The sequence below is a fragment of the Bradyrhizobium paxllaeri genome (genome assembly GCF_001693515.2).
GTDB classification, from domain to species: Bacteria; Pseudomonadota; Alphaproteobacteria; order Rhizobiales; family Xanthobacteraceae; genus Bradyrhizobium; species Bradyrhizobium paxllaeri.
This window is the reverse complement of sequence record NZ_CP042968.1, coordinates 3,773,064-3,796,104: the sequence shown is the minus strand read 5'-3', so window position 1 is coordinate 3,796,104 and position 23,041 is coordinate 3,773,064. Positions and strand designations below refer to the sequence as shown.

Sequence of the window (23,041 nt, the reverse complement as noted above, 5' to 3'; positions counted from 1 at the left end):
CTCACGCCGGAACCGGCGCCGTCCGCACCGCCGGCACCGGCCTGAATGTCATCATGATCAGGAACGCGCCGAGGCCTATGATCCAAGAGCCGATATAGAGCCAAGCGTAGCTCGCAAAGGTGTCGTAGATCAGGCCGCCGGCGAGCGGCCCCGTCGCCATGCCGAGGCTGCCGGCCATCGCCGTGCCGCCGATCACGGTGCCCATCATTCGCAACGGAAAGTTTTCGCGCACCAGAACAGCGTAGAGCGGCATGGTGCCGGCATAGAGGAAGCCGAACAATGCGGCGACGGCATAGAACGCGGCGAGCTCGCGCACGAAGACGTAGCCGAGCGCGCCGAACGCCTGTGCCAGCAGGCCGAACACAAGCACGCGTTTGGCGCCGAAGCGGTCGCCGAGCAGGCCGAAGGCGATGCGGCCGCCCATCCCCGCCAGGCCCTCGATGCTGTAGATGGTGACGGCGGCGATCATCGGAATGCCGCAACTGATGGCGTAGCTCACGGTGTGGATGATCGGGCCCGAGTGCGTCGCGCAGCAGAAGAAATTCGTCAGCAGCAGGATAATGAATTGCGGCGAGCGCAGCGCTTGGGCGAGCGACATTTCCGGTTCCGCCGACGCGGTGGATAGCGCGGCCGACTTGCTTTCGAGCGCGGGCGCACGGCGCACCAGCAGCGAGACCGGGATCATGATCGCCGCGACAACGAGCGCCACGATCTGCATCGAGGTCCGCCAGTCGTGGTTCGAGACCAGCCAGGCGGCGAGCGGTGACATGGTCATGGGCGCCATGCCCATGCCGGCGGAGACCAGCGACACCGCAAGGCTGCGATGGGTGTCGAACCAGCCGGTGACGGTCGCCATCATCGGCGGCAAAATCGCAGCCGCGGCGCCACCGACCATCAGCCCGAAGACGAACTGAAATACGACCAGCGACGTCGCGACGCTGGCGAGTCCAAGACTCGCCGCCAGCACCACCGAGCCGGTCAGCACCACCGGCCGCGGTCCGAGCCGGTCGGACAAGGTGCCCCAGGCCATGCTGGTGAAGGCCATCGCCAGGAAGCCGATGGTCATGGCGCTGGATATGCCGGTCACCGACCAGCCGGTGTCGCGCGCGATCGGCTGCAAAAACACCGGCAGTGAAAACATGCCGCCGATTGCGACACAGCCGAGCAAGCCTCCGGCTGCGACGATGACCCAGCGATAACGCGCGTTTTCCATTCCGTATCTCCACCTTTGGGTTTCTCTGGGTGGAAGACGAATGGGATGGGCCGAAAGCTACAGGTCGCCGGGCACACCGCCTCACTTTTTTGCGAGCAGGAGGCGGCGCGACCTTGCCCTCCCGGCAATAAGCGCGCGCTCGCCGGCCTTGGCGCAAACGGCTAACGGTATTATGCCTGCCGGATCATGGCCATCCGCCCCATTGTTCGCTATCCCGACTCCCGGCTTGCGCTCCCGGCCGAGTCCGTGACCGCGTTTGACGGCGCGCTGCGCGAGCTCGCCATCGACCTGCTCGACACCATGCATGCCGCGCCGGGGATCGGGATCACCGCACCGCATATCGGCATCTTGTTGCGGGTCGTGGTGCTCGAACTCGACCCGGTCGAAGGCGCGCGGACCTATGTCAATCCGGAGATCATCTGGGCATCATCAGAGACGATCATGCATCGGGAAGGCAGCGTCTCGATGCCCGGTGTCAACGACGAGGTGAGCCGTCATGCGCGGGTCCGGATCAGCTATCACGACGTCGACGGCAACCCGCAGACCGAGGAATCGGAAGGCCTGCGCGCCGTCTGCCACCAGCATGAGATCGACCAGCTCGACGGCGTGTTCTGGATCAGGCGACTGTCCCGCATGAAGCGCGAGAGACTGATCAAGCGGTTCGACAAGATGTCGCGTAACGCTTAGAGCGGGCTATCCGAGCGGATGATCGGCTTCACCGGGGCGCCAGCCGCTTCTCGTAGCGCCAGACTTCCAGGTCGAACGAGCCATCGGCCGTGTCGAGGCGACTGACCATCGTTCTGGCGAGATACCATCCGCACTTCTCATAGAATCTGGCGGCGCGCGCGTTGCCTATCGCGCAGGCGAGCCACGCCGTTTCGACCCCGCGCTCCGACAACCGCGCTTCCGCGTCTGTCATCAGCGCGGCGGCCGTGCCGACGCCGCGCGCTTCCGCGGCCACATAGAACTGGTAGAGTTCATCGCCCTTCAGCATCGCGAAGCCTAGCGGCGCGCGTTGCGGCCCGATCACCCGCACGTCGGCGAGCGCGGCGGCCATCCGCTCGGCAAAGCTTTCAAGCGTGCGCGCCTGCGCTAATTTTGGCGGCAGGATCGCGGCGTGGGCATCCTGCCAGCCGTCGTACCACAGGCGCGCAAGCACACCGGTCTCGGACGGATCAGCAGGCCGCACCGTCATCGCAACATCGTCCACCATCGTTCACCTTCATTTGGCCTATGGTTCGACCATCGGCGCGACCTTGCGACCGGCGACTCCGGTGGCGCAGCCGAAAAAGTATTTTGTGAATTTTACCTCAAGGCCGTGGGCGCGCAGCATGGCCGCGATCTCGGCCGCATTGCCGAAATTGGTGCTGTAGGTTCCGATCATCGCAAAATCCTGCGCGCCGCGCAGGAGCGTGCGCTCGATCAGCGGCAGAACCGCCTTGAGGTGAAGCAGGTACAGCGGCCGAAGCCACCACCCTTTCGGGTCCGAAGCCTCGATCATGGAGAAGACGCCGCCGGGCTTCAGCACGCGCGCGAGCAAGGCGGCCAGGCGGGCATGCTGCTCCGGGTTGAATGTCTTCAGGCCGAAGGTGGAGATGACGAAGTCCGCGCTCTCCGGCGGCAGATCGCTCGCCAGCACGTCGTCCTCGATGAACTCGATCCGGTGGGCACGGTGGGCGTGCAGCCGCTCCATGGCGCGGCGATGCATGCCGGAGGAGATATCGACCGCGGTGATCGCGCCGACATCGTCAAAGCGCTGCAACAGATGCGGCCAGACCTCGCCGGTCCCCGCCATCAGATCGTAGCCGCGCGCACCGCCACTGGGAAGCGCCGGCATCGCCGCCACGCATTGCCGGCGCCAGCGCTCGGTGAAGCCGAACGAACAGAGCAGGCTGAAGGTGATGTAGCGGTCCGAGCAGCGATCGAAGACGGCCTTCACGAACTGGGGGTCGTAGATGTCGCCCATTGCGCCTGTTTGTACCCCCTGCTCTCTTCAATCGGACGTCGGTCGCGAGCCCTGGCCGCGCGACCTGGAGAGCACCGCACCATTAAGATTACGCTTTAACCAATAATTAATTATGTCTTTGCGGGCACGAAAGGCCCGGCTTAGCGTTTTGGGAATGCTGCCCAGTAACCTCCCATGGGTGAGTGCCATGACCTATCGAACGACGTTTATTGCATCCCTCAGCGCCGCCGCGCTTGTCCTTGCCACGGGCCAAGCATCGGCCGATCCGGCCGCGGCACGCGGTGCGGGCGCGGCGCCAACGCGTCCGGCTTTCCCGGCATTCCCCAACTCGGGGCACCATCATCACCATCACCGGGGCGTAAGCGGTTTCTGGCCTGGCGGCATCGTCTACGGTCTGCCGAGCGATATCGACCGACCGGTGATCGTAGAGGCCCCGCCGCCAATCAAACAGTCGGACGACCTCCGTTACACCTGCGTCTATGACATTCCCTGGGACTACGTGCATCGCTGTCCGCAGTACAATACGCCGCGGTACTAGTTTTGCGCTTGGTGCAAGGTATTGATACTCCGCGTCTGGCCACGTCATTGCGAGCGCAGCGAAGCAATCCATCTCACGGCATAACGGAAGCATGGATTGCTTCGTCGCTTCGCTTCTCGCAATGACGTGGATATAGTTTCGCGATCTCGCGGCATGTTTGCCCGAGGTTTGCATCAATGACATTCGATGAACATCTGCGCCCTTGAGAAATCCTGCTTCTTCAGCGCATCCGGATTCAGGAAAACATAGTAGGCGCCGGCATCGCCCCAGCACCAGCGCATGGCGTCATCGGTCGCGATCGTCACAACACCCGAGCGGCTAACGACAATTACTTCCTTGCCACAACGAACGGCCGCGCATCCTTGCCGCGGGAGGCATGGCGGGCACGTTCGATGATTTCAAATCCGGCCGCCGATATCTCGCGCTCCAGATCCTCTGCGGACAGAAACGCCACATAGGGCGCCTTGCCGACGAGCTGCATCAGGGGCAGCGCGATGCGCAGCAGCGAATTCATTTCCTTCAGGCACGGGGTCTTGGAAATGAAGTGCCCGCCGGGCCGCAGCAGCCGATGGACACCCCGCAACGCTGCTTCGCGCTCCGCCACCAGATGCAGAACGTTGAAGCCGAAAGCAACATCGAAGCTCCCGTCCGGCCACGGCGCCGCCTCGGGCCGCGCCACCTCGAAGGTGGCATTGCTGCAACCTTCGGCCTTCGCCTTGTCGCGCGCGATCGCAATCATCTCGCCGGATACGTCGGTCGCCACGATGCGCCCGACCGATGGCGCAAGCTTCAGCGCCGTCGTTCCCGTTCCACATCCGAACTCGAACGCCGCCTCGGCCCCCTTCAGGTAATCTCGCGTCCGCTCGAGCGTGCGCTCATAGCCCGCCATATCGGCGATCGGATCGCCGGCATATTTGCGCGCAGCGCGGTCCCAGAACTGCGCGTCATTGACGATACGAAACATGGCGGCCCTCCTGCGCGGCGGCTTGTAGCATATGCGCGGGAATTGAAAACGGCAGATGACAGTCCGCAGGGCGGGCCCCGCAAATTGAACGAAGAACTCGGAGACTTCGAGCCCAGGACGGGACCTCAATCAGCCGGTCAGCGGCTTGCCGGTGTTGACCGCCAGTTGAGCGGCGAAAGCCCGTTGGTAGGCAGGCCGCGCTTCACCGCGGGCGAGATAGGCTGAGAGGTTCGGATATTCATCCAGAATGCCCGATGATTTCAGCCTGAGCAGCACCGATACCATCATCAGGTCGCCCGCACTGAACCCACCATCGAGCCAGCCGGCATCGCCCAGGCGGACGGAAAGTTGTTTCAGCCGGTCGCGAACGCGATCCTCGACCAGAGGCAGGCGCGCGTCATGCCAGGGCTTGTCCCCCTCCAGGATCTTGGCGGTCACAAGTTCAAGGATCGGCGGCTCCACCGTGTTGACCGCGGCAAACATCCAGGTGATCGCGCGCGCCCGGGCATTGGCGTCGTCAGGCAGAAGGCCCGCGTGGCGCTGCGCGATATGGAAGACGATCGCCCCTGTCTCGAACAAGGCGAGATCCCCCTCCTCATAAGTCGGAATCTGGCCGAAAGGATGAAGTGCCAGATGCGCGGGCTCCTTCATCGCACGAAACGAAACAAGGCGAACCTCGTAGGGCTGGTCCACTTCCTCAAGCCCAGCGAACGCGCGTATCACGCGCCAATCCCCTGCCGCCATCGGGTGACCGTTCAAAGGCGGTAATGGTGATGGTCATCGTGAGGCTCCTCCGTAGCCAAAATCATCGGCTTGGCATCGGAACGACGAACGGGGTTTTCGGAGGCCGACATTCTCTGCAAATTTTTCCCGACGGCCGAGGCGCTGCTCAACCTTCAAACAGCGCCCGCACGTCCTCTTCCGTGAGGGCTGAGGAGATCTGCCCGTCCCGGTCGAACAGGCTGTCAGCCAGGGCTCGCTTTCGTTCCTTGAGCTCTTCCATTTTTTCCTCGACCGTGCCGGCGGCCACGAGCCGATAGACGAAGACCGCCTTGTCTTGGCCGATGCGATGGGCACGATCGATCGCCTGTTCCTCCACGGCGGGATTCCACCAAGGGTCGAAAATGATAACCGTGTCCGCAGCCGTCAAATTGAGGCCGACGCCGCCAGCCTTCAGGCTGACTAGGAAGACGTCGTTCGTGCCGTTCTGAAAACCGTCGATCGCGCGCTTACGGTCCCTCGTCTCTCCAGTCAGCACGCCGTAGCGAACACGTTCCGCGTCCAGGCGCCTTCGAACCAGGTCGAGCATCGAGGTGAATTGCGAGAAGACGATGATCTTCCGCCCCTCGCTCAGCAGTTCCAGCACCATTTCCATCAAGCGGTCGAGCTTGGCCGACGGCCGCTCGACACCGTCGTCGAGGTTCAGCAGCGCCGGATCGCAGCAGGCCTGCCGCATTCTCAAAAGCGCCTCGAGCACAACGATGTGGCTCTTGGCCAGGCCGCGCTGCTGGATCGCCTTGCGAACCTTGTCCGACATCGACAGGCGGATCGCGTCGTAGAGGTCGCGCTGGCTACCCTCCAGGGCGATCCGCTCGACGATTTCGCTCTTGGCAGGCAGCTCCGCCGCCACCTCCGCTTTGGTCCGGCGCAGCAGAAACGGCCTGACCCGCCGGGCGAGTGCGGCGGCACGGACCTTGTCGGCGCGCTTCTCGATCGGGGTCCGCCACTGACGGGTGAAGCCGGCCTTGTCGCCGAGATAACCAGGGTTGGCGAAACTCATGATCGACCAGAGTTCGCCAAGATGATTTTCCATCGGCGTGCCCGTCAGGCAGAAGCGGTGTCGCGCCTTGATCTCGCGCAGCCAACGGGTGGTCGCAGCGTCGGGGTTCTTGATCGTTTGCGCCTCGTCCAGCACCGCCATATGCCAGTCGCGCGACAACAGGACTTCCCGGTCGCGCGCAATCAGGGGATAGGTGGTCAGCACGATGTCATGCTCGGGTATCGCCGCGAAGCTGTGCTTTCGATCGGGACCATGCAGCACCAGCACTTTCAAATCCGGCGTGAATTTCTGCGCTTCGTTGAGCCAGTTGGTCATCAGGCTGGTCGGCGCGACGATCAGCACCTGTTGTGTGATGTGCCCCCGCGCCTTTTCCAGCGCGAGGAAGGCCAGCATCTGCACGGTCTTGCCGAGCCCCATGTCATCGGCCAGCACGCCGCCCAGATCGCTTTCGCGGAGCAGATCGAGCCAGGCCACGCCCTGCGCCTGGTAGGGCCGAAGTTCGGCGCGAAAGCTCTCCGGCAGGCGCAGCTCATTCAGGCCGTGAGATTGAAGCAGACCGGCGAGACGGCGAAGATTATCGGTGCCCCGGAATACGAACTTGTCGTTCTCGACCGCGAGGAGCGGCACGACGTCTGCACGCGACAACTTCAGCTTTCCCGAACCGTCAGCGGAAATCCCGCTCAGATTCAGGCCATGCAGCGCCAGCACCAGCGGAAGGAAGCGGTCGGCGGCCAATGAAACATGGCGGCCGTCGGCAAGCGGCAGGTAGAAATAGTCGCTGTTCTCGGCAAGCTCTTTGATCAGATCGGGAGTGAAGTCCGGCTTCGAGACCAGCGCGGCCAGCATCGGCGCAAGATCGCGCCGCTCACCGTCAATTTCGATTCCGAGCGCGAGCTCGAACCAGTCGATGCCGCTGGATTCGAAGCCGGCATCGAAGTCGCCCGACGCCGCCAGCCGGTAGGGAAAGTCGTCGGCGATCTCTATCTCGAAACCCTGCGCCCGCAATTCAGCCGCGTCCAGGTTGAGAAAGTCGAACCAGTCGTAAGGCTCGACGAGCGTGAGGTCGCGGGCATGGCTGGAATCGAGAAAGGAATACTTCGACCTCGCGTCGACGAAACCCAGTCCGGTCAGGTGCTTGCGCGCCTCCTTCTCCTTGGGCTGGCGGCGCTTGATCGCGTAGACCTGTCCGGCGTGAAATGCTTCGATCCGGCTCGCGCGTTCCGACAGGTCGATCTCGACCGGCCCGTAGCGGAAGCCGAGCTGAGCGACTGCGACCGGGCCGCTGGTTGTTCGCGTGTCGCGATAGCCATAGTAGTAATGCTCTGTCGTCTGGCCCCGTCGCAGGCGCAACACCGGGACCGGCTGCTCGTCGATGTGCACGGCCGGCGCGGGCGTCCCTGGCAACAGGTCGTGATGACGTTCCGGCAAACGCTGGCCGAGACGGCGCGATACTTCCATGACCTGGTCGCGCGGAATCTCCGGCGCCGACAAGACCTGACGGGCGAGCCTGGGCGGCAGGCTCAACTCCACCGGGCCGATCGTCCCGTTGAACTCGTCGATATAAACCGGCGGCTCGGCATTGAGCGTAGTCGTTCCCGGCACGAGCAGGCGGGGAACAACACCCCGTTTGCTGGCCTGGCGCCACTCGATCCGTCCTTCGCGCTTGTCTCCCCACCGCAGCGGCTGGCGTTTGTGATCGAGCCAATAGGCACGGCCGGTTGCCACAATCCGCTGCAACAGCTCACCTGCAAGCGGCCGAGCACCATAGTAGGCTCCCCTGGAGGAGGCCGAAAGTTGACTCACAAGATCGATATCGGTGTCGCGGAAATATTTTGGGGCGCGCTCTGGCGCAAAATCGGACACGTGGGGTTGCGTGTAATTGCCGCCGAACTCGCCGCCCTTCGCTATCTTCACCGAGAGCAGCGATATCGCCAGGACAGGGGTCTGCACGCTCTCTCCGGAGGGATGCAGGCGATACAGCAGCCGCTGGTTCAGTTCGGCCGGATAATCGTCGCCGTGCACCGCGTTGCCGACATTCTCGAGCCAGGTGATGACTGAGTGACCCAGAACGGGCGGCTGGGAGGCCACATCTTCCGTCGGCGCCTTCACGCTGTCGGCCTGCAATGGCTTCCCGCTGGTGGCTTCGAGCAGGGTTGCGGCCACATGCTTGCAGTTGAAGGACATCGGACAACTACAGTCGCCGTCGAGCTCGGCGAGCCGGTCGCCCTTGAAATCGAGCTGAATATCGACGCGATATTGGTTCGATCCGCTTCCCCGCACGCTGGCGCGAACGTGCGTCAGGTCTTCGCTGATCTGCAATCCCTTGACGCGCCCTTGCGCCTGATAGGTATGAGCCTTCTCGAAGGCCGAGCGGCTGAAGAAGTCGTAGAGGTCCTTGCGCTTCAATACGTCGGAAAGCACGCGATCAATTTCCACGGCGGTGGCGATTGGTTACATCAGAGGATGAGGCTTGGGCGCCGCCCCTGCTCCACTCGATAATGTACTTTGACCATAGAGTGCCTTGCACTTCCAAGATTTTTCCCAGCGACGGCAACTACGCTGTTGATTTTCCCCAAGGCAGATTCCGCCACATTTTACTCGCCCGCACCATCCGAGGATATGGTTCCGCATTCTCGCGGCGATACGTCCGAGCTTTGCATCTTCTTTTGCCCTCCATTCATCCGTTCACTGCTACTTGACCGGCCGTCCTATCATGTAATATCATTAGTTACATGAGAAGAGACACTCGATTATCAGGCGTGTTGCATGTCCTGCTGCACATGGCCGAGCAGAAAGAGCCGGTGACGTCAGAGGCGCTGGCGAAGGCCATGGACACCAATGCGGTGGTGATACGGCGGATGATGGCCGGGCTGCGGGATCACGGCTTTGTGCGATCGGAAAAAGGTCATGGCGGTGGATGGACCCTCGCCCGCGACCTCGCGAAAATATCGCTGCGGGACATTTACGAGGCGCTCGGCCAGCCGTCGCTGTTCGCTGTGGGGAACAGAGCGGAGTCACCGAAGTGCCTTGTCGAGCAGGCCGTGAACGCCGCGCTCGACCAGGCGTTCGACGACGCGGAGGCGCTGCTGCTGTCGCGCCTCGGCAACGTGACGCTCGCGATGCTGAGCGCTGACTTCCAGAAACGCCTGGGTGACGGGCGCAACCGTCACCGCCTGGAGACCGCCCATGCATCCTGATTCAGCAGCCAAGGTGTGGCAGGCGCACTATGCCGATCCCGAGGCCGTAACACGCTATGCCGAAGGGCCGCCGCGCTTCGTGCCTGGCTACGCGGACATGCATCGCATGACCCGTATCCTGCTCGCGGAACGGGTTCCGCCAGATGCGAAAGTGCTGGTGCTCGGCGCCGGTGGCGGGCTGGAATTGAAGGCATTGGCGGAGGCAGAGCCGCGCTGGCGCTTCGTCGGCGTCGATCCCGCCGAGGCGATGCTGAAGCTTGCCGAGCAGACGCTGGGGCCATCCAACGCGCGCGTGCAGTTGCAGCAGGGTTATATCGACGATGCACCCGATGGGCCGTTCGATGCCGCCACCTGCCTGCTGACGCTGCATTTCCTCGACGCGGAAGAACGACGGCGAACGGCAAGGGAAATCCACCGCCGTCTCAAACCCGGCGCCCCCTTCGTGGCCGCCCATTCCAGCTTTCCGCAAGCCACAGACGAGCGCACGCGATGGCTATCGCGCTACGCAGCGTACGCGATCGCTTCCGGCGCCGATCCGGACAAGGCCAACAACGCGCGTGCGGCGGTCGATGCCAGCCTGAGCCTGCTCAGCCCGGAACAGGACGCGCGAGTTCTCAGCGAGGCCGGCTTCCGGGATGTCGAGTTGTTCTACGCCGCGTTCACCTGGCGCGGCTGGGTTGGCTACGCCTGAGAGCGGACCCCGGGTAACCCTCTGATCTTTCTGCTCTCGCCACCTGCAAAAAAATTCGGTGGCGATGTCGGGACGCCGGATGTTCGAACGTCCTTTGCCAAGAACCAGCCGTCACCGCCGCCCTGAGCGGCTAATCAAGGAGAGGTCCGATGAGCAAGAATACGATCTGCCTTTGGTACAATCACGACGCCGAAGAAGCCGCACAGTTTTACGCAAAGACGTTTCCGAACAGCAGCGTCGACTCTATTCTTAAAGCACCATCCAACTTTCCCGGCGGCAAGGCTGGCCAGGTGCTGACGGTGCAGTTCACCGTGTGCGGCGTGCCGTGCGTCGGCCTCAACGGCGGCGACATGTTCAAGCACAGCGAGGCCTTCTCGTTTCAGATCGCGACCGAGGACCAGGCCGAAACCGACCGCTACTGGAACGCGATCGTCGGCAATGGCGGCACCGCGAGCGCCTGCGGCTGGTGCAAGGACAAATGGGGCCTTTCGTGGCAGATCACCCCACGTGTGCTGACCGACGCGATGGCCAAGGGCGGCGACGTCGCCAAGCGCGCCTTCGCGGCGATGATGCCGATGGGGAAGATCGACGTCGCGAAGATCGAGGCCGCGGTGCGGGGATAGAGCGAAGCGGCGTCAGCCTCCCGCCATCATTCCGCTCGCCCGATCGGCGTGCCGAGACCCTGGTCGTCATGCACGACCTCTATCCCTCGAAAGAAGCTCTCGACGGTGCCATCGGTCATGAAGTCCGCCTCTAGCTGATCTACTTTTCAAAGAGCATGAGGGTGTGAACTCGCATTCTCGCGGCGCGTTGCGTCCGAGCTTTGCATCTTCTTTCGCCCTTCTCTTGTTCAGAGGGCGCAGGGAAGACCGGGTGCTTGCTGCACCCGAGGTCCCGTGTGCGGTTGCGCATGGCAAAAGATGCACACGAGCATACAGGTACAGCGGAAACACTCCGGCCTTCCCTGCGCAATGGCTTTACGGCTTACTTCGTGCTCTTCCCGGAGAACGGCTCTTTTGCCTCCGTCGCCTGCGCTCCTTATCGCACGCTTAACGCCAGCACCGCGGCGCCCGAACCACACGACTTCACCGTACGCTTCCGGCGCGTACGTCGAGCGCGCCATCTGCGTCCATCGCATCTCACCGCACGTTCGTGACGATCGCGAAGCGCCCCTCATCCGCCGTGAGACGGGCGGAGTTATGCGACTGATTTGGGTGAGAACGAAAGCGGAATATTTTTGATTTGCAGGATTGACACGATTTCTGAAAATCAGAAGTGATTTGCCTGCCGCATATGACGGCGCCGACCTCGTGATCGCTCAAGTTTCCGCATCGTCATGGCCGGGCTTGTCCCGGCCATCCACGTCTTTGCTGCAGCGAGAAAGGAAGACGTGGATGCCCGGGACAAGCCTGGACAAGCCCGGGCATGACGAGTTTGCGGACACACCGAACCACTACATGACCGCATATGCGATAGCCTGCCGGGGCGCCATGGATTGCTTGGAATAAAACGTAGCTTGGGAGCTCAGTCGTCGGATAGTTCAGCGCACTGTCACCGTCATTCCGGCTCCCGATCATCGAGCCCCGCGATCGCCACGCTGGGTGACAGTCCGAACATGCTGCTGAATACGCGTGAAAGATGGGCGGTATCGGCGAAACCGGCATCCATCGCTGCCGTCCGCACCAGCTCGCGCTCGGCCATTCTCGCCGCAGCATGCTGCAGCGCCGACCACAGCTTGAACCGGCGAAATGTCAGCCCCGTCGCCGCCTTGAAGCAGCGGAGCGCCCGCGTCCGCTCCATGCCGAGACATCGCACCAGTTCGTCTTGCGACACGCGGCGCATTGGATCGACCTGCATCGCCCGTATGATCTCCGCCACCTTCGCCGGAATCGGATTGGTCGCGAACGCGAGCCTTTCCCGCAATTCCTCCGTCGCGCAGGAATCGCCACCAATTGATCGGCGCGCCAGCTGTTCCAAATTGCCTTTCAGCGCGACGGCCAGCGGGGCCTCGAACGGAAATGTCAGTCCGTTGAGGTAGACGACATCAGCACCTCGACCGAGCCAAACGCTGTGAACGATCCCCGGCCGGACCAGCAGGACGTCACCTGTGACGCTCACGCCTGCATGCTCGACCGTGATCGGCCCCGCCCGCCCCACCAGCACCGCCATGACGACATTCGGATGCGCCGCGAGGCGTGAGACCCCGATGGGTAATATCGTGCTGGTGAAAGGCGTTTCCCCAAACGGCATGGTTCCCTACTATCGGCAACTCCGTGGTTTGGCGCAAATCCTCTAGCCGCACAACATGGCTGGCGTCGGATGCATCCAGCGCATGCTAAAGCGTGATGACTTTTCTTCGAATCGTCATCCCGCTTTATCTTCTTGTTTGAGCATGATCTTTTCGGAAAACCGCTGCGCACTTTTCCGGATCATGCTCTAGCGCTTTATCCCGGCCCGGGCGAACGCCGCCTGTGCTTCACCACCGTTCATGTAGACGTCCTTGCGCGCTACCTCGCCGCGGGAATTGACCGTCACGACATCAAGCATCTCGACCTTGGCCGTGAACGGCGCGCCGCCCGGCTCCTTGAGCGCGAGGACCATTGTCCATTCGAAGACCCAGTGATCGTCGCCATAGAGTCTGCGGCCCATCTCGAACGAAAAGTTGAACTTTTCGAAGGTATCAATGCAGCGCTGCCGCAAGGCCTCCCGCCCATGGACGGCGTCGGATCCGTCGTGGATATGGAAGACCGTGTCCTCTGAATGGAGCGAGGCGATCAGGTCGGGGTTCCTGGTCTCCCAGCCGACATGATAGCGTTCGAACACATCGCGAAGCGAAGTTGCGTGTTTTGCAAGTGCTGTGGCTGTCATTGGTTTTCCTCCCTTGGGTGGGGAGGAAAACTAGCGCATGTGTGAGTTTTCGCGTTGAACAAACGTGCCACCGCGATCATCAGTCCGTGGAGCGAGTTAACGAAAGCGTAGCCCGTCCCTCGATCAGCTATCTGGCGACGGCGTCAGCCGCCCGCCATCAAATCCTTTGCCAGCGCCATGTAAGCCGGCAGCGTCACGGGATCGTTGGCGGCGTTTCCGGCGGCCGGATGCGAGGCATAACGTGCGATCACCATCTCGGCCTTCGGATCGATATAGATGCCCTGCCCGTGAACGCCGCGCGCCATATAGGCGCCGTGTGCATTGTGCGTGATCCACCATTGATTGCGGTACGAGGCGCCGGGCAACGTGGTGTAGCCGGCCGGCTTGAATTTCAAGGGATCGCCGCCGTGCGCGATGTCCTCGACGACTTGAGACGGCACGATCTGGCGGCCGTTGAAGCGGCCGTGATTGCGGATCGTCTCGCCGAAGCGGGCGAGATCGCGCAGCGTCGTCGAAAGGCCGCCGCCGCCGCTTTCGGTGCCGATGCGGTCGACGTGATAATGCGCGTCCTCTTCCGCGCCCATCGGAATCCAGATGCGCTCCGACAGTAGATCGGACAGCGTCATCCCGCTCGCCCGCCGGCAGATCCAGGCCAGCACGTCGGAATTGACGGTCTTGTAGGCAAACGCCTTGCCGTGCTCGCCCTGCTTCTTCTGCGCGCACAGGAAATCGAAAATGTTGGTCGCGCCCTCATAGCCCGGCTCGATCGGCGCCATGCCGTTCGCGCGCCTGAGCCCAAATACGCCGGAACTCTTGTCGGTGTAGACCTCGGTGTATTCGAGTCCCGTGGTCATATCCATCGCCTCGTGCACGCGTGCGTCGCCGAACGCGCTGGCCTTCAGCTCCGGCACATAGTCCGTGACCGGCGCCTGCGGATCGATCCTGCCTTCCGCGATCAGAATGCCGGCCAGCGTGCCGGTGAACGATTTCGTCACCGACATCGCAATATGCGGCTTGTGCGGCTTCAGCGCGCCGAAATAGCGCTCGTAGATCAGCTTGCCCCGGTGCAGCACGGCGATGCCGTCGGCATAGGTCTCCTCGAGCATGCGGGCAAACGTCATGGGACGACCGTCCATCGTGACCGACGCGGACGCGCCGATATCGTGGTCCTCCCGCGGCAGCACCGACGTGGGCCCTGCCCCGCGCCAGACATTCACCGTCGGCACCAACTGGCGGATATTGCTCCACGCCCAGCGCAGTTCGGGGAAGCTGCGGAACGAGCCGTTAGGGAAAGTGATGAGTTTGTCCGGCGGCGGCGGGAAGCCTTGCATCCAGCCCAACGTTTGCGGATCGGTCTCGGCGGCGGTCGGGGTGGATTGGCTAGGGGCGGTCACGACAGACATCAAGCCTCACTCCAAAACGGCGATGCCGACGTCGTATCATGCGGTCACGCGCTGCACATCCCGCGTTTCCGCCTGCTTGACCTTCGCTGACTGTAGATATACATTGTACACTGTGTATATCCACGGAGGGCTTAGGCATGCAGGTCGCAAAATGGGGGAACAGCCTCGCGGTTCGCCTTCCCGCCGTGGTGGTCGAAGCGCTCGGACTCAAGGAAGGCGATGAGATCGAAATCCACGTCGCCGACAGGCGACAGTTCGGGGTGGCGCGCAAGCCCGGGCGCGACGAGCTGTTGAAACGCCTGCGCGCATTCCGCGGCCGCCTCCCTGCCGATTTCAAGTTCGACAGGGACGAGGCGAATGCCCGTTAGTTTTTTCGATACCAACGTCCTCGTCTACCTCGTGTCCGGCGACGCTGCGAAGGCCGATCGGGCGGAAGCGATCATTGCTGGCGGCGGCTCAATCAGCGTGCAAGTTCTGAACGAACTTGCCAACGTGGCGCGCCGGAAAATGCAGATGTCCTGGGACGAGACCCATGCATTGCTGAACACGTTGCGTGGCCTGCTGACGGTTCATCCCATCACCGTCGAGACCCACGACGCCGGACTCCGTATCGCCGAACGATACGGCCTTTCAATTTATGACTCGATGATCGCCGCCTCGGCCCTGGAGGCCGGTTGCGACACGCTTTGGTCGGAGGACATGCAGCATGGCATGAAGCTCGACGAGGGCTTACGCATCGCCAATCCGTTTCGTGGTGTGTAACGGATTGCGGCATCTGTTGTGGTCCAGCCTCAGCGCACGACGGAGACCGTGCAGCCTGCAGCTAATCCACCTTACGGTTATTGCTTGAAGCAATACTCTCGGTGCCATTTTAAGAAATGCGGGTGCGGGCGATCAGACATTCGAGTAGGCGCAAGCGCACGACCGGACTTGTTGATGATTGATCGTATTCCCTGAAGATCATTTGTCTGTCGCGAGATAAGTATCGCTAGGTCGTCGGCCAAGCTAATAAGGCCACGATCAAACATCCAATGCGCAGTGCCGGAAAGGGCTATCCCATTGCTGACAATATCTGGGCCGCTTGCTTCCACAGGTCGGATATGTGCGGCCGCGACTTCTGCCCGACCTCTTCCGTTGATGAGTTTCAGCCCTGTGATAGCGCAGCGCTCGTCATAGGCACGCAATACAACGCGACGGAAGACGCGATCACGCAAGATCCTCGACATCGTGACACTAATGCGGTCGCGCTGTTGGTCGAACCTGAAGGGTGTCTGCTCCTCGTCAAGGCCCTGCAGCGGCATTTCATTGTCGAACCGAGGCAACAGAGGTGTCCTTTCCTCGAATCCGAGTTCGACTATGCTCTTAAAATCTTCGGGAGAGATTGGACGGACCGCTGATTGAGCGCGCCCCGAAATCCGTCCCTGATCGTTTAGGACACCCCGCTCAATTGGTCCCGTCGCTCCGTTGAAAGGAACCGGATTAGCAAAGTCGAGATAACTTCCCGGCTCTATCAACGCGAGATACATCTCTGGAGAACTTGGATCGGGAATAACGTGTCGAACCCTCGCAATGGCAAAGTAGCCGCGCGTGTCGGCGACCTTGCTTGGCTCGTAGTAGATTATCCAGTCGCCGATACAGGCTTCAACGCGACGCAAGTATTGGCGCGGGAATTGGTATTGTTCAGCCGGGCTGTCCTCGTAGATGGAATCGGATCGATGGATGAAGACTCCAAATCCCAAGGCCCTCTCGCGCGATCCCGGCAATTAATCCGGAGATGCTTGCCCTACTCCCACTCAATCGTCCCCGGCGGCTTGCTCGTTACGTCGTACACCACCCGGTTCACGCCCTTCACCTCGTTGATAATCCGCGTCGCGGTTTCGCCGAGGAATTTCATGTCGAAGGAATAGAAGTCGGCGGTCATGCCGTCGGTGGAGGTCACCGCGCGCAGGCCGACGACGTATTCATACGTCCGCCCGTCGCCCATCACGCCGACAGTCTTCACCGGCAGCAGCACGGCAAAGGCCTGCCAGATCTGGTCGTAGAGGCCGTGCTTCCTGATCTGGTCGATATAGACGGCGTCCGCGTTGCGGAGGATGTCGAGTTTTTCCTTGGTGATGTCGCCGGGACAGCGGATGGCGAGGCCGGGGCCTGGGAACGGGTGGCGGCCGACGAAGATTTCGGGGAGGCCGAGTTCGCGGCCGAGCACGCGGACTTCGTCCTTGAACAGTTCGCGCAAGGGTTCGACCAGCTTCATGTTCATGCGATCAGGAAGGCCGCCGACATTGTGGTGCGACTTGATGGTCACCGAGGGGCCGCCGGTGAAGGAGACGCTCTCGATCACATCAGGGTAGAGCGTGCCCTGCGCCAGGAATTCGGCGCCGCCGATCTTCTTGGCTTCCTGCTCGAACACGTCGATGAAGAGGCGGCCGATGGTCTTGCGCTTCACCTCGGGATCGGTGACGCCTTCGAGCTCGCCGAGGAATTGCTTCGATGCGTCAACATGCACGAGCGGGATGTTGTAGTGATGGCGGAACAGGTCGACGACGGTCTCGGCTTCCTTCAGCCGCAACAGGCCGTGGTCGACGAAGACGCAGGTGAGCTGGTCGCCGATCGCTTCATGGATCAGCACGGCGGCGACCGCGGAATCGACGCCGCCGGAGAGGCCGCAGATCACCCTGCCCTTGCCAACCTGGGCGCGGATCTTCTCGATCGCCTCCTCGCGGAAGGCGCGCATGGTCCAGTCGCCGGTGAAGCCTGCGACCTTGCGGACGAAATTGCGCAGCAATTTTGCGCCGTCGGGCGTGTGCGCCACTTCGGGGTGGAACTGCATGGCGTAGAATTTGCGCTTGTCGTCCGCGATCACCGAGATCGGCGAGCCGGTTGCCCGCGCCACGGCGCGAAAACCGTCAGGCAGCGTGGTGACACGGTCGCCGTGGCTCATCCAGACGTCGTAACGCCCGCCCTTCTGCCAGACGCCGTCGAACAGCGCGCAGTCGTCGGTGACCTCGATGGTGGCGCGGCCGAATTCGCGGTGATGCCCGCCCTCGACGGTGCCGCCGAGCTGCTGGGCCATGGTCTGCTCGCCGTAGCAGATGCCGAGCACCGGCACGCCGGCCGTCAGGATCGGCATCGGCGCCGCCGGCGCATTGTCGTCGAGCACGGAGGCCGGACCGCCGGAGAGGATCACCGCTTTCGGCTTCATCTCGTTGAAGGCAGCTTCGGCCTTCTGGAACGGCACGATTTCGGAATAGACGCCTTCTTCCCGCACCCGGCGGGCGATCAGTTGCGTCACCTGACTGCCGAAGTCGACAATCAGAATCTTGTCATGCGCCGAGGCCACTGAAGGCGTCGACGACTCGCGGGCTTTTTGTGCGGCTGTCATGGCAAGCAGATACGCGACAGGGGGCGGCCTCGCAACTGCGGCAAGGCTTTGGCCCACATGCTTCTACGGGGATGGACAAATCGCTATAGGTCAGTATTATTGACCTAATTTGTTCCGCTAAGGGCCGGTCGGGACGATTTGCACAATGCAAATCGCGGAATGGAGGAAACCATGCAAAGCCAGCACTACGCAGCGCCAGACATGGCCGCGCTGGGCCGAGAATGGATCGCGGCCTGGAACTCGCACGACCTCGAACGCATCCTGGCGCTCTATGCCGAGGACGCGGAAATGACCTCGGACAAGATCCAGGCGCTTGGCCTGGAAGAAAGTGGCACGCTGCGCGGCAAGGCGAGCTTGCGGATGTACTGGGGCAAGGCGTTCCGGTTGCTGCCCAACCTGCATTTCGATCTGATCGACACGTATGTCAGCCCGGACAGCGTGGTCGTGTTTTACCAGAATGAGCGCGGCGCGCAGATCTGCGAATATTTGCGGCTCGATGCGAGGGGAAAGATCAGGCAGGGTTCGGCCAATCATCTGGCGCATTAGAGTTAGCTGTCATTCCGGGGCGATGCGAAGCATCGAACCCGGAATCTCGAGATTCCGGGTCTGGTGCTAACGCACCATCCCGGAATGACGAGACCTCTCCCTCCTCTCTCAGGATCATCCCCGCATGAAAATTCCTACCCTGCCCTTTACCGTCACCGACTGGAGTCAGATCGCGGCGACGACGCATCCCGGAGAGACCGGCGAAGCACGCTGGCGCACGCTCAACATCGGCGATCTCCGCGTGCGGATGGTCGAGTATTCGCCGGGCTATCTCGCCGATCACTGGTGCGACCGCGGGCATGTGCTCTACGTGCTGGAGGGTGAGCTCGATACAGAACTGCGCGACGGGCGGAGGTTCAAGCTCACGCCAGGCATGAGCTATCAGGTCTCGGATTTCGGCGACGCCGCGCACCGCTCATCGACCAGGACGGGCGCGAAGTTGTTCATCGTGGATTGAGGCTCTCTCACCGTCATTGCGAGCGCAGCGAAGCAATCCACCTATCCGTTATGCCGCGACATGGATTGCTTCGCTTCGCTCGCAATGACGCAGAATCAGCGTTCACGCCTTGCTCAGAAATCGTAGGGTGGGCAGAGCGCAGCGTGCCCACCATTTCGCGACACATGCTGTTGATGGAGGGTGGGCACGCTTCGCTCTGCCCACCCTACGATCATCGCTTCTTCAACACCGACACGAAAAACCCATCCGTGCCCGTCCGCCGCGGCGTCATCAGCCAGCCTTCTGCAGATTTTAGCGCAGCCTTCTCGAAATCTTCCGCCTTGTCCCAGAGCACGCTCGCCGTCTCGTTCAATGGCTGAATCGAAAACTGCGGATGTCGCGACACGAAGCCGCGCACCTGCTCGCCGTTTTCGGCCGGCAGCACCGAACAGGTGACATACGCGATGCGGCCGCCGGGCTTCACCATCGCGGCTGCGCGATCAAGCACTTCGGCCTGGTCCTTCAAGCGGACCTCGAGCGCGCTGGGGCGCATGCGCCATTTGGCGTCGGGATTGCGGCGCCAGGTGCCGGTGCCGGTGCAGGGCGCGTCGATCAGCACGAGATCGGCTGACGCCCTGATGTCGGCCAATGGATCAGCGTCGCCCTTCGGCGCGCGGATTTCGGCATTGTGGACGCCGGCGCGCGAGAGACGCTCGTAGATCGGCGCGAGCTGGCGCTTGTCGCGGTCGGTCGCGATCAGGCGGCCCTTGCCTTGCATCATCGCCGCGAGCGCCAGCGTCTTGCCGCCAGCGCCGGCGCAGAGGTCGATCACCTGCTCGCCGGGTTTGGCGGCCGAGAACAGCGCGGCGAGCTGCGAGCCCTCGTCCTGCACCTCGATCGCGCCCTTGATGAAATCTTCTTCCGCGTGGATGCCGGGATTGCGCGCGTCGGCGCCGAGTTCGATGCGCAGGCCGATCGGCGACCATGGCGTCGGCGTAGCGCCGAGATGCCTCAGCGAAGCGAGCACCTTTTCGCGCTTGGCCTTCAGCGTGTTGACGCGCAGATCGAGCGGCGCGCGGCTCGCCATTGCGGTGGCTTCCGCGACGCGGCCGTCGCCGAACACGGCTGCCAGATGCGGATCGAGCCATTCCGGATAGTCGCCGGCGATGTGCGGCGGCGCGCCGTCGAGGCTGCGCGAGGTGAGCGCGGATCGTTCGGCCTCGCTCAGCGGTTCCGGCGCGAAGCGGCCGCCGTCGCACAGCGCCGAGATCGCCTCGGTGGTCATGCCGCGCTCGAGCCTGAGCATGCCGAGCACGCGGGCGCGCGGCGTGTCGGCATCCATCAGCCAGGCGCTCGACGCGCGCCGGCGCAGCACGTCCCAGATCAGGCCGGAGATCGCGGCGCGGTCGCCCGAGCCGGCATAGCGATGCGCGGTGCCCCACTCCTTCAGCGCCTTGGCCGCGGGAACGCGGTCAGCGTCGATGGTGTCGATCAGTTCGATGGCAGCAGACAGGCGGGCAGCGGGAGTCATTCAGGACTTTCTAGATCAGAAGCAGGAGCTTCAGCGCGAAGTAGATCCACATCGCCAGCAGCACCAGCGCACCGGCGAACCACGCCAGGCTGCGCTGCTGGATGTTGTTGGAAGTGACGAAAATGCCGGCATGGGCAAAGCGTGTCACCACGAACACCCAGGACATCAGCACGATGAAGAGATCGGCCCGCCGCAGCGGCAGCGCCAGCGCGATCAGGATGTAGAACAGGAGCGGTACTTCGAACTGGTTCGAGAAGCAATTGCCGATCTGGGCGACGCGCGAGGGATATTTCGGTTGCCCCGCCGCGATGTCCTTCAGGCTGGTTTCCCGCGCCTTCACCGCCTTTGTCCGGGCGGTCACCATCCAGAACATCAGGAAGAACGTGAGCCCGATCAGGACAAAGACCGGCAGCAAAACCATTTGAACCGACATGAGAATCTCCCCCGAAGCCCGTGTGAGGCCCTAAAGCAATAACGAGACGTCCCTCGCCTGACAAATCCACTTAACGGGCTCCGTTGAACCGCAAGGAGAGCCCCGGCGACCAACTATCGAGAATTGCAAAAGTTCTGATCACAAACCGGCCTTCAAGCACCCCCGCGAGCTGGCGATGAACATCACCTCCCCGATCCTGACCGGCGCCGGCCGCGCCGCCGAGCTGCCCGGCTACTCCGTGAGCTCCCTGCTCCACGCCGCAGGCTTCAGCGATGGGCCCGATGGCGGCCTCGGCATCGTGATGTCAGCGCTGGCCGGCATCGCCGCGGCGCTGGCGGTCGCGATCGTGCTGTCAGTCTATTTCCGCAGCGGCCACCGCAGCCGCCACGACCTCATCAAGCACGGGCTGGCGGCTTCCGCGGTGCTGGTCCTGCTCGCCTTCGTGGTCTCGGACATGAGGCACGCGGCGCAGGCCTATCTCGGCCTCAATCCGGCAAAGCCTGCGGTGGAATTCGAAATCCGCCTGCCGAAGGCGGCGCTGACCACCGCCGCCGATATCCAGATCGAATTGCTGACCGACCGTAACCAGAAACTGGCCAAGATTCAGGAGGCGCTGGCCGCCGCCGCCGACGGCCGCAGCATCTTGCGCGGCACGGTGACGCTCGATTATCGCACCACCGAGCGCACGATGGTGCTGAACCTGCCGGGTCAGCTCCACAGCACATTCCGGCTGCGGCTGCCGGCAAGCCCCTCGTATCAGCCACAGTTCGGGCCGTGGCATCTGGCCGACGGCATCGTGCCCGTCAACGGCGACGCGGTGAAGACCGAAGTCCACGACGCCTTCGCGATTCGCTACCGCGTGCTCTGACGCATGCGCACCAGGTGTGCCCGCCACCATGCAGATGGTGCGGCGTCGCTGCCCGTTCACATCGAGAAACAAGCCGCCGCAAAACCGCCGGGCACATTTGCTTTGACGGGAACAACCAGGGCTTTACTCTATCCCCGACGGCTACCACACCAAGAGCAGCCGCAGGAGGAGTGTAACTTTGCGATTTCGCGATCAGGACATTGTCTTCGCCAACGGCGCCAAAGGGCAGAATTTCGAAATTCCGACAGCTAATCCAGTCAATTACTTCCACGTCATCAGCAACGCCTCCGACCTGCCGAAGCTGATCATCGACGGCAAGCTGTTCCTGCCGGCCTCGGATCGCCGGAAAGCCGACGGAAAATGGCCGCTGGTGATCGTGGTGCCGGGCAGCCTTGGCGTAGCGCCCTCGCATCTGGCGCATGCCGAAACCGTGTCCAATGACGGCTTTGCGGCGTTTGTGCTCGACGGGTTTGGCGCGCGCGACGTGACGTCCACCGTCGCCAACCAGACCCAGTTCTCATTCGCAGCCAGCGCCTATGACGTGCTCGCAGCCTGGAAAGTGCTCGCAACCCATCCCGAAATCGATACATCGCGTATCGGCGCGCAGGGCCACAGCCGCGGCGGCTCGGCCGTGCTGACGGCGGCGACGCGCCGCTTTGCCGATGCGGTGGTCGGCGCCGGCGCCGGCTTTCGCAGCGTGCTCGCCGCCTATCCCTGGAGCGGGCACCAATTCCTCGACCCATCCGTCGACGAGACCGAGATCCGCGTCATCATGGGCGATGCCGATGAATGGTGCTCGCCGATGCAGGTGCAGGGGCACTGCCAGGCCATCCGCCTGTCCGGCGGAAGAGTGACGATGCGGCTGATCGGCGGCGCGCAGCACAGCTTTGACCGCGGCACTGCGATCGAGAACGTTCCCGACGCTTCCGTCTCCCCCGCCGCGCCGACGATCTACATCGCCAATGACGGCGCCTTCATCCATCCGCTTCATGGCGTCGCCGACAGCCAGCTGACCGACCGCGACCTGATGGTCTATGCGCTGAAGGCCGGCTACGGCCGCAAAGGCGCCCGCATCGGCAGCCGCGACGGCGATGCCGAGCTGTTCAAGGCGGACATGCTGGCGTTCTGGCGAAGGACGCTGGGGTGAGCGAGATGCGCCTCGCGTTGCGCCACACAAACAGCTGTCATCATCCGCGAATGCGGATGATCCAGTATCCCAGAGACG

Annotated in this window: 24 protein-coding genes and 1 pseudogene; 11 read left to right on the top strand and 14 right to left on the bottom strand. The window is 62.8% G+C overall.

Annotation, left to right across the window (positions count from 1 at the left end; all coding sequences use genetic code 11):
- Position 1: 1 nt before the first annotated feature.
- Positions 2-1,213, bottom strand: coding sequence for an MFS transporter (locus LMTR21_RS18030; RefSeq protein ID WP_065755140.1), 1,212 nt, complete (start codon positions 1,211-1,213; stop codon positions 2-4).
- Between the two features lie 186 nt (positions 1,214-1,399).
- On the opposite strand from LMTR21_RS18030, the gene LMTR21_RS18025 reads away from it, so the two are divergent.
- Entirely contained in the window at positions 1,400-1,900 is a 501-nt protein-coding gene (locus LMTR21_RS18025) for a peptide deformylase (RefSeq protein WP_065755141.1), read from the top strand.
- A gap of 28 nt (positions 1,901-1,928) precedes the next feature.
- On the opposite strand, the gene LMTR21_RS18020 is transcribed toward LMTR21_RS18025, so the two are convergent.
- Both LMTR21_RS18020 and LMTR21_RS18015 read right to left on the bottom strand, forming a co-directional pair.
- Complete coding sequence (locus LMTR21_RS18020; protein ID WP_246175661.1) at positions 1,929-2,426, bottom strand: GNAT family N-acetyltransferase; 498 nt, start codon at positions 2,424-2,426, stop codon at positions 1,929-1,931.
- Between the two features lie 18 nt (positions 2,427-2,444).
- Entirely contained in the window at positions 2,445-3,179 is a 735-nt protein-coding gene (locus LMTR21_RS18015) for a class I SAM-dependent methyltransferase (protein ID WP_065755142.1), read from the bottom strand.
- A 187-nt stretch (positions 3,180-3,366) separates the two neighbouring features.
- On the opposite strand from LMTR21_RS18015, the gene LMTR21_RS18010 reads away from it, so the two are divergent.
- Positions 3,367-3,717, top strand: coding sequence for a hypothetical protein (locus LMTR21_RS18010; protein WP_065755143.1), 351 nt, complete (start codon positions 3,367-3,369; stop codon positions 3,715-3,717).
- 173 nt (positions 3,718-3,890) lie between these two features.
- Here the strand turns inward: LMTR21_RS18010 and LMTR21_RS18005 are convergent, their stop codons facing one another.
- The 4 genes and pseudogenes from LMTR21_RS18005 to LMTR21_RS17990 all read right to left on the bottom strand — a co-directional run bounded on the left by LMTR21_RS18005 (position 3,891) and on the right by LMTR21_RS17990 (position 8,882).
- Positions 3,891-4,022: a DUF1963 domain-containing protein gene (locus LMTR21_RS18005; RefSeq protein WP_084030845.1), complete on the bottom strand. Its 132-nt coding sequence runs from the start codon at positions 4,020-4,022 to the stop codon at positions 3,891-3,893.
- 23 nt (positions 4,023-4,045) lie between these two features.
- Positions 4,046-4,681, bottom strand: a complete 636-nt coding sequence (locus LMTR21_RS18000) for a class I SAM-dependent methyltransferase (protein WP_065755144.1) — start codon at positions 4,679-4,681, stop codon at positions 4,046-4,048.
- Between the two features lie 129 nt (positions 4,682-4,810).
- A pseudogene (locus LMTR21_RS17995) lies at positions 4,811-5,462 on the bottom strand (glutathione S-transferase family protein).
- Between the two features lie 108 nt (positions 5,463-5,570).
- Positions 5,571-8,882, bottom strand: coding sequence for a DEAD/DEAH box helicase (locus tag LMTR21_RS17990; RefSeq protein ID WP_065755310.1), 3,312 nt, complete (start codon positions 8,880-8,882; stop codon positions 5,571-5,573).
- 311 nt (positions 8,883-9,193) lie between these two features.
- Between LMTR21_RS17990 and LMTR21_RS17985 the strand changes: the two genes are divergently transcribed.
- From LMTR21_RS17985 to LMTR21_RS17975, 3 genes are all read left to right on the top strand, one after another.
- Entirely contained in the window at positions 9,194-9,658 is a 465-nt protein-coding gene (locus LMTR21_RS17985; RefSeq protein WP_065755145.1) for an Rrf2 family transcriptional regulator, read from the top strand.
- Entirely contained in the window at positions 9,648-10,349 is a 702-nt protein-coding gene (locus tag LMTR21_RS17980) for a class I SAM-dependent methyltransferase (protein ID WP_065755146.1), read from the top strand. The genes LMTR21_RS17985 and LMTR21_RS17980 overlap by 11 nt, the downstream gene beginning before the upstream one ends.
- 149 nt (positions 10,350-10,498) lie before the next feature.
- Positions 10,499-10,972, top strand: coding sequence for a VOC family protein (locus LMTR21_RS17975; RefSeq protein WP_065755147.1), 474 nt, complete (start codon positions 10,499-10,501; stop codon positions 10,970-10,972).
- A 934-nt stretch (positions 10,973-11,906) separates the two neighbouring features.
- Here the strand turns inward: LMTR21_RS17975 and LMTR21_RS17970 are convergent.
- The 3 genes from LMTR21_RS17970 to LMTR21_RS17960 all read right to left on the bottom strand — a co-directional run bounded on the left by LMTR21_RS17970 (position 11,907) and on the right by LMTR21_RS17960 (position 14,620).
- On the bottom strand, positions 11,907-12,518 hold the full coding sequence (locus LMTR21_RS17970; protein ID WP_187399366.1) for a helix-turn-helix domain-containing protein: 612 nt from the start codon (positions 12,516-12,518) through the stop codon (positions 11,907-11,909).
- Between the two features lie 267 nt (positions 12,519-12,785).
- A complete protein-coding gene (locus LMTR21_RS17965; RefSeq protein WP_065755149.1) occupies positions 12,786-13,217 on the bottom strand; it encodes a nuclear transport factor 2 family protein in 432 nt (143 codons plus the stop codon).
- Between the two features lie 143 nt (positions 13,218-13,360).
- Entirely contained in the window at positions 13,361-14,620 is a 1,260-nt protein-coding gene (locus LMTR21_RS17960; protein WP_065755150.1) for a serine hydrolase domain-containing protein, read from the bottom strand.
- Positions 14,621-14,757: 137 nt separating this feature from the next.
- Between LMTR21_RS17960 and LMTR21_RS17955 the strand changes: the two genes are divergently transcribed.
- Positions 14,758-14,988: an AbrB/MazE/SpoVT family DNA-binding domain-containing protein gene (locus LMTR21_RS17955; protein WP_065755151.1), complete on the top strand. Its 231-nt coding sequence runs from the start codon at positions 14,758-14,760 to the stop codon at positions 14,986-14,988.
- The gene (locus tag LMTR21_RS17950; RefSeq protein WP_065755152.1) at positions 14,978-15,382 is read left to right on the top strand and encodes a PIN domain-containing protein; all 405 of its coding nucleotides are present in this window, start codon (positions 14,978-14,980) and stop codon (positions 15,380-15,382) included. Before LMTR21_RS17955 ends, LMTR21_RS17950 begins: the two co-directional genes overlap by 11 nt.
- 77 nt (positions 15,383-15,459) lie before the next feature.
- On the opposite strand, the gene LMTR21_RS17945 is transcribed toward LMTR21_RS17950, so the two are convergent.
- Together LMTR21_RS17945 and guaA are read right to left on the bottom strand one after the other, a co-directional pair.
- Positions 15,460-16,359, bottom strand: coding sequence for an HNH endonuclease (locus LMTR21_RS17945; protein WP_065755311.1), 900 nt, complete (start codon positions 16,357-16,359; stop codon positions 15,460-15,462).
- 44 nt (positions 16,360-16,403) lie between these two features.
- Positions 16,404-18,002 carry a glutamine-hydrolyzing GMP synthase gene (guaA, locus tag LMTR21_RS17940; RefSeq protein WP_065755153.1) on the bottom strand — a complete coding sequence of 533 codons (1,599 nt, stop codon included), beginning with the start codon at positions 18,000-18,002 and terminating at the stop codon, positions 16,404-16,406.
- Between the two features lie 171 nt (positions 18,003-18,173).
- On the opposite strand from guaA, the gene LMTR21_RS17935 reads away from it, so the two are divergent.
- Complete coding sequence (locus tag LMTR21_RS17935) at positions 18,174-18,548, top strand: nuclear transport factor 2 family protein (RefSeq protein WP_065755312.1); 375 nt, start codon at positions 18,174-18,176, stop codon at positions 18,546-18,548.
- A gap of 124 nt (positions 18,549-18,672) precedes the next feature.
- Positions 18,673-19,005 carry a DHCW motif cupin fold protein gene (locus tag LMTR21_RS17930; protein ID WP_065755154.1) on the top strand — a complete coding sequence of 111 codons (333 nt, stop codon included), beginning with the start codon at positions 18,673-18,675 and terminating at the stop codon, positions 19,003-19,005.
- Between the two features lie 211 nt (positions 19,006-19,216).
- On the opposite strand, the gene LMTR21_RS17925 is transcribed toward LMTR21_RS17930, so the two are convergent.
- Positions 19,217-20,515, bottom strand: coding sequence for an RsmB/NOP family class I SAM-dependent RNA methyltransferase (locus LMTR21_RS17925; RefSeq protein ID WP_148635978.1), 1,299 nt, complete (start codon positions 20,513-20,515; stop codon positions 19,217-19,219).
- A 10-nt stretch (positions 20,516-20,525) separates the two neighbouring features.
- On the bottom strand, positions 20,526-20,948 hold the full coding sequence (locus LMTR21_RS17920) for an MAPEG family protein (RefSeq protein ID WP_065755156.1): 423 nt from the start codon (positions 20,946-20,948) through the stop codon (positions 20,526-20,528).
- A gap of 175 nt (positions 20,949-21,123) precedes the next feature.
- On the opposite strand from LMTR21_RS17920, the gene LMTR21_RS17915 reads away from it, so the two are divergent.
- Together LMTR21_RS17915 and LMTR21_RS17910 are read left to right on the top strand one after the other, a co-directional pair.
- The gene (locus LMTR21_RS17915; protein ID WP_246175660.1) at positions 21,124-21,816 is read left to right on the top strand and encodes an acriflavin resistance protein; all 693 of its coding nucleotides are present in this window, start codon (positions 21,124-21,126) and stop codon (positions 21,814-21,816) included.
- Positions 21,817-21,994: 178 nt separating this feature from the next.
- Complete coding sequence (locus tag LMTR21_RS17910) at positions 21,995-22,963, top strand: dienelactone hydrolase family protein (RefSeq protein ID WP_065755157.1); 969 nt, start codon at positions 21,995-21,997, stop codon at positions 22,961-22,963.
- Positions 22,964-23,041: the final 78 nt, after the last annotated feature.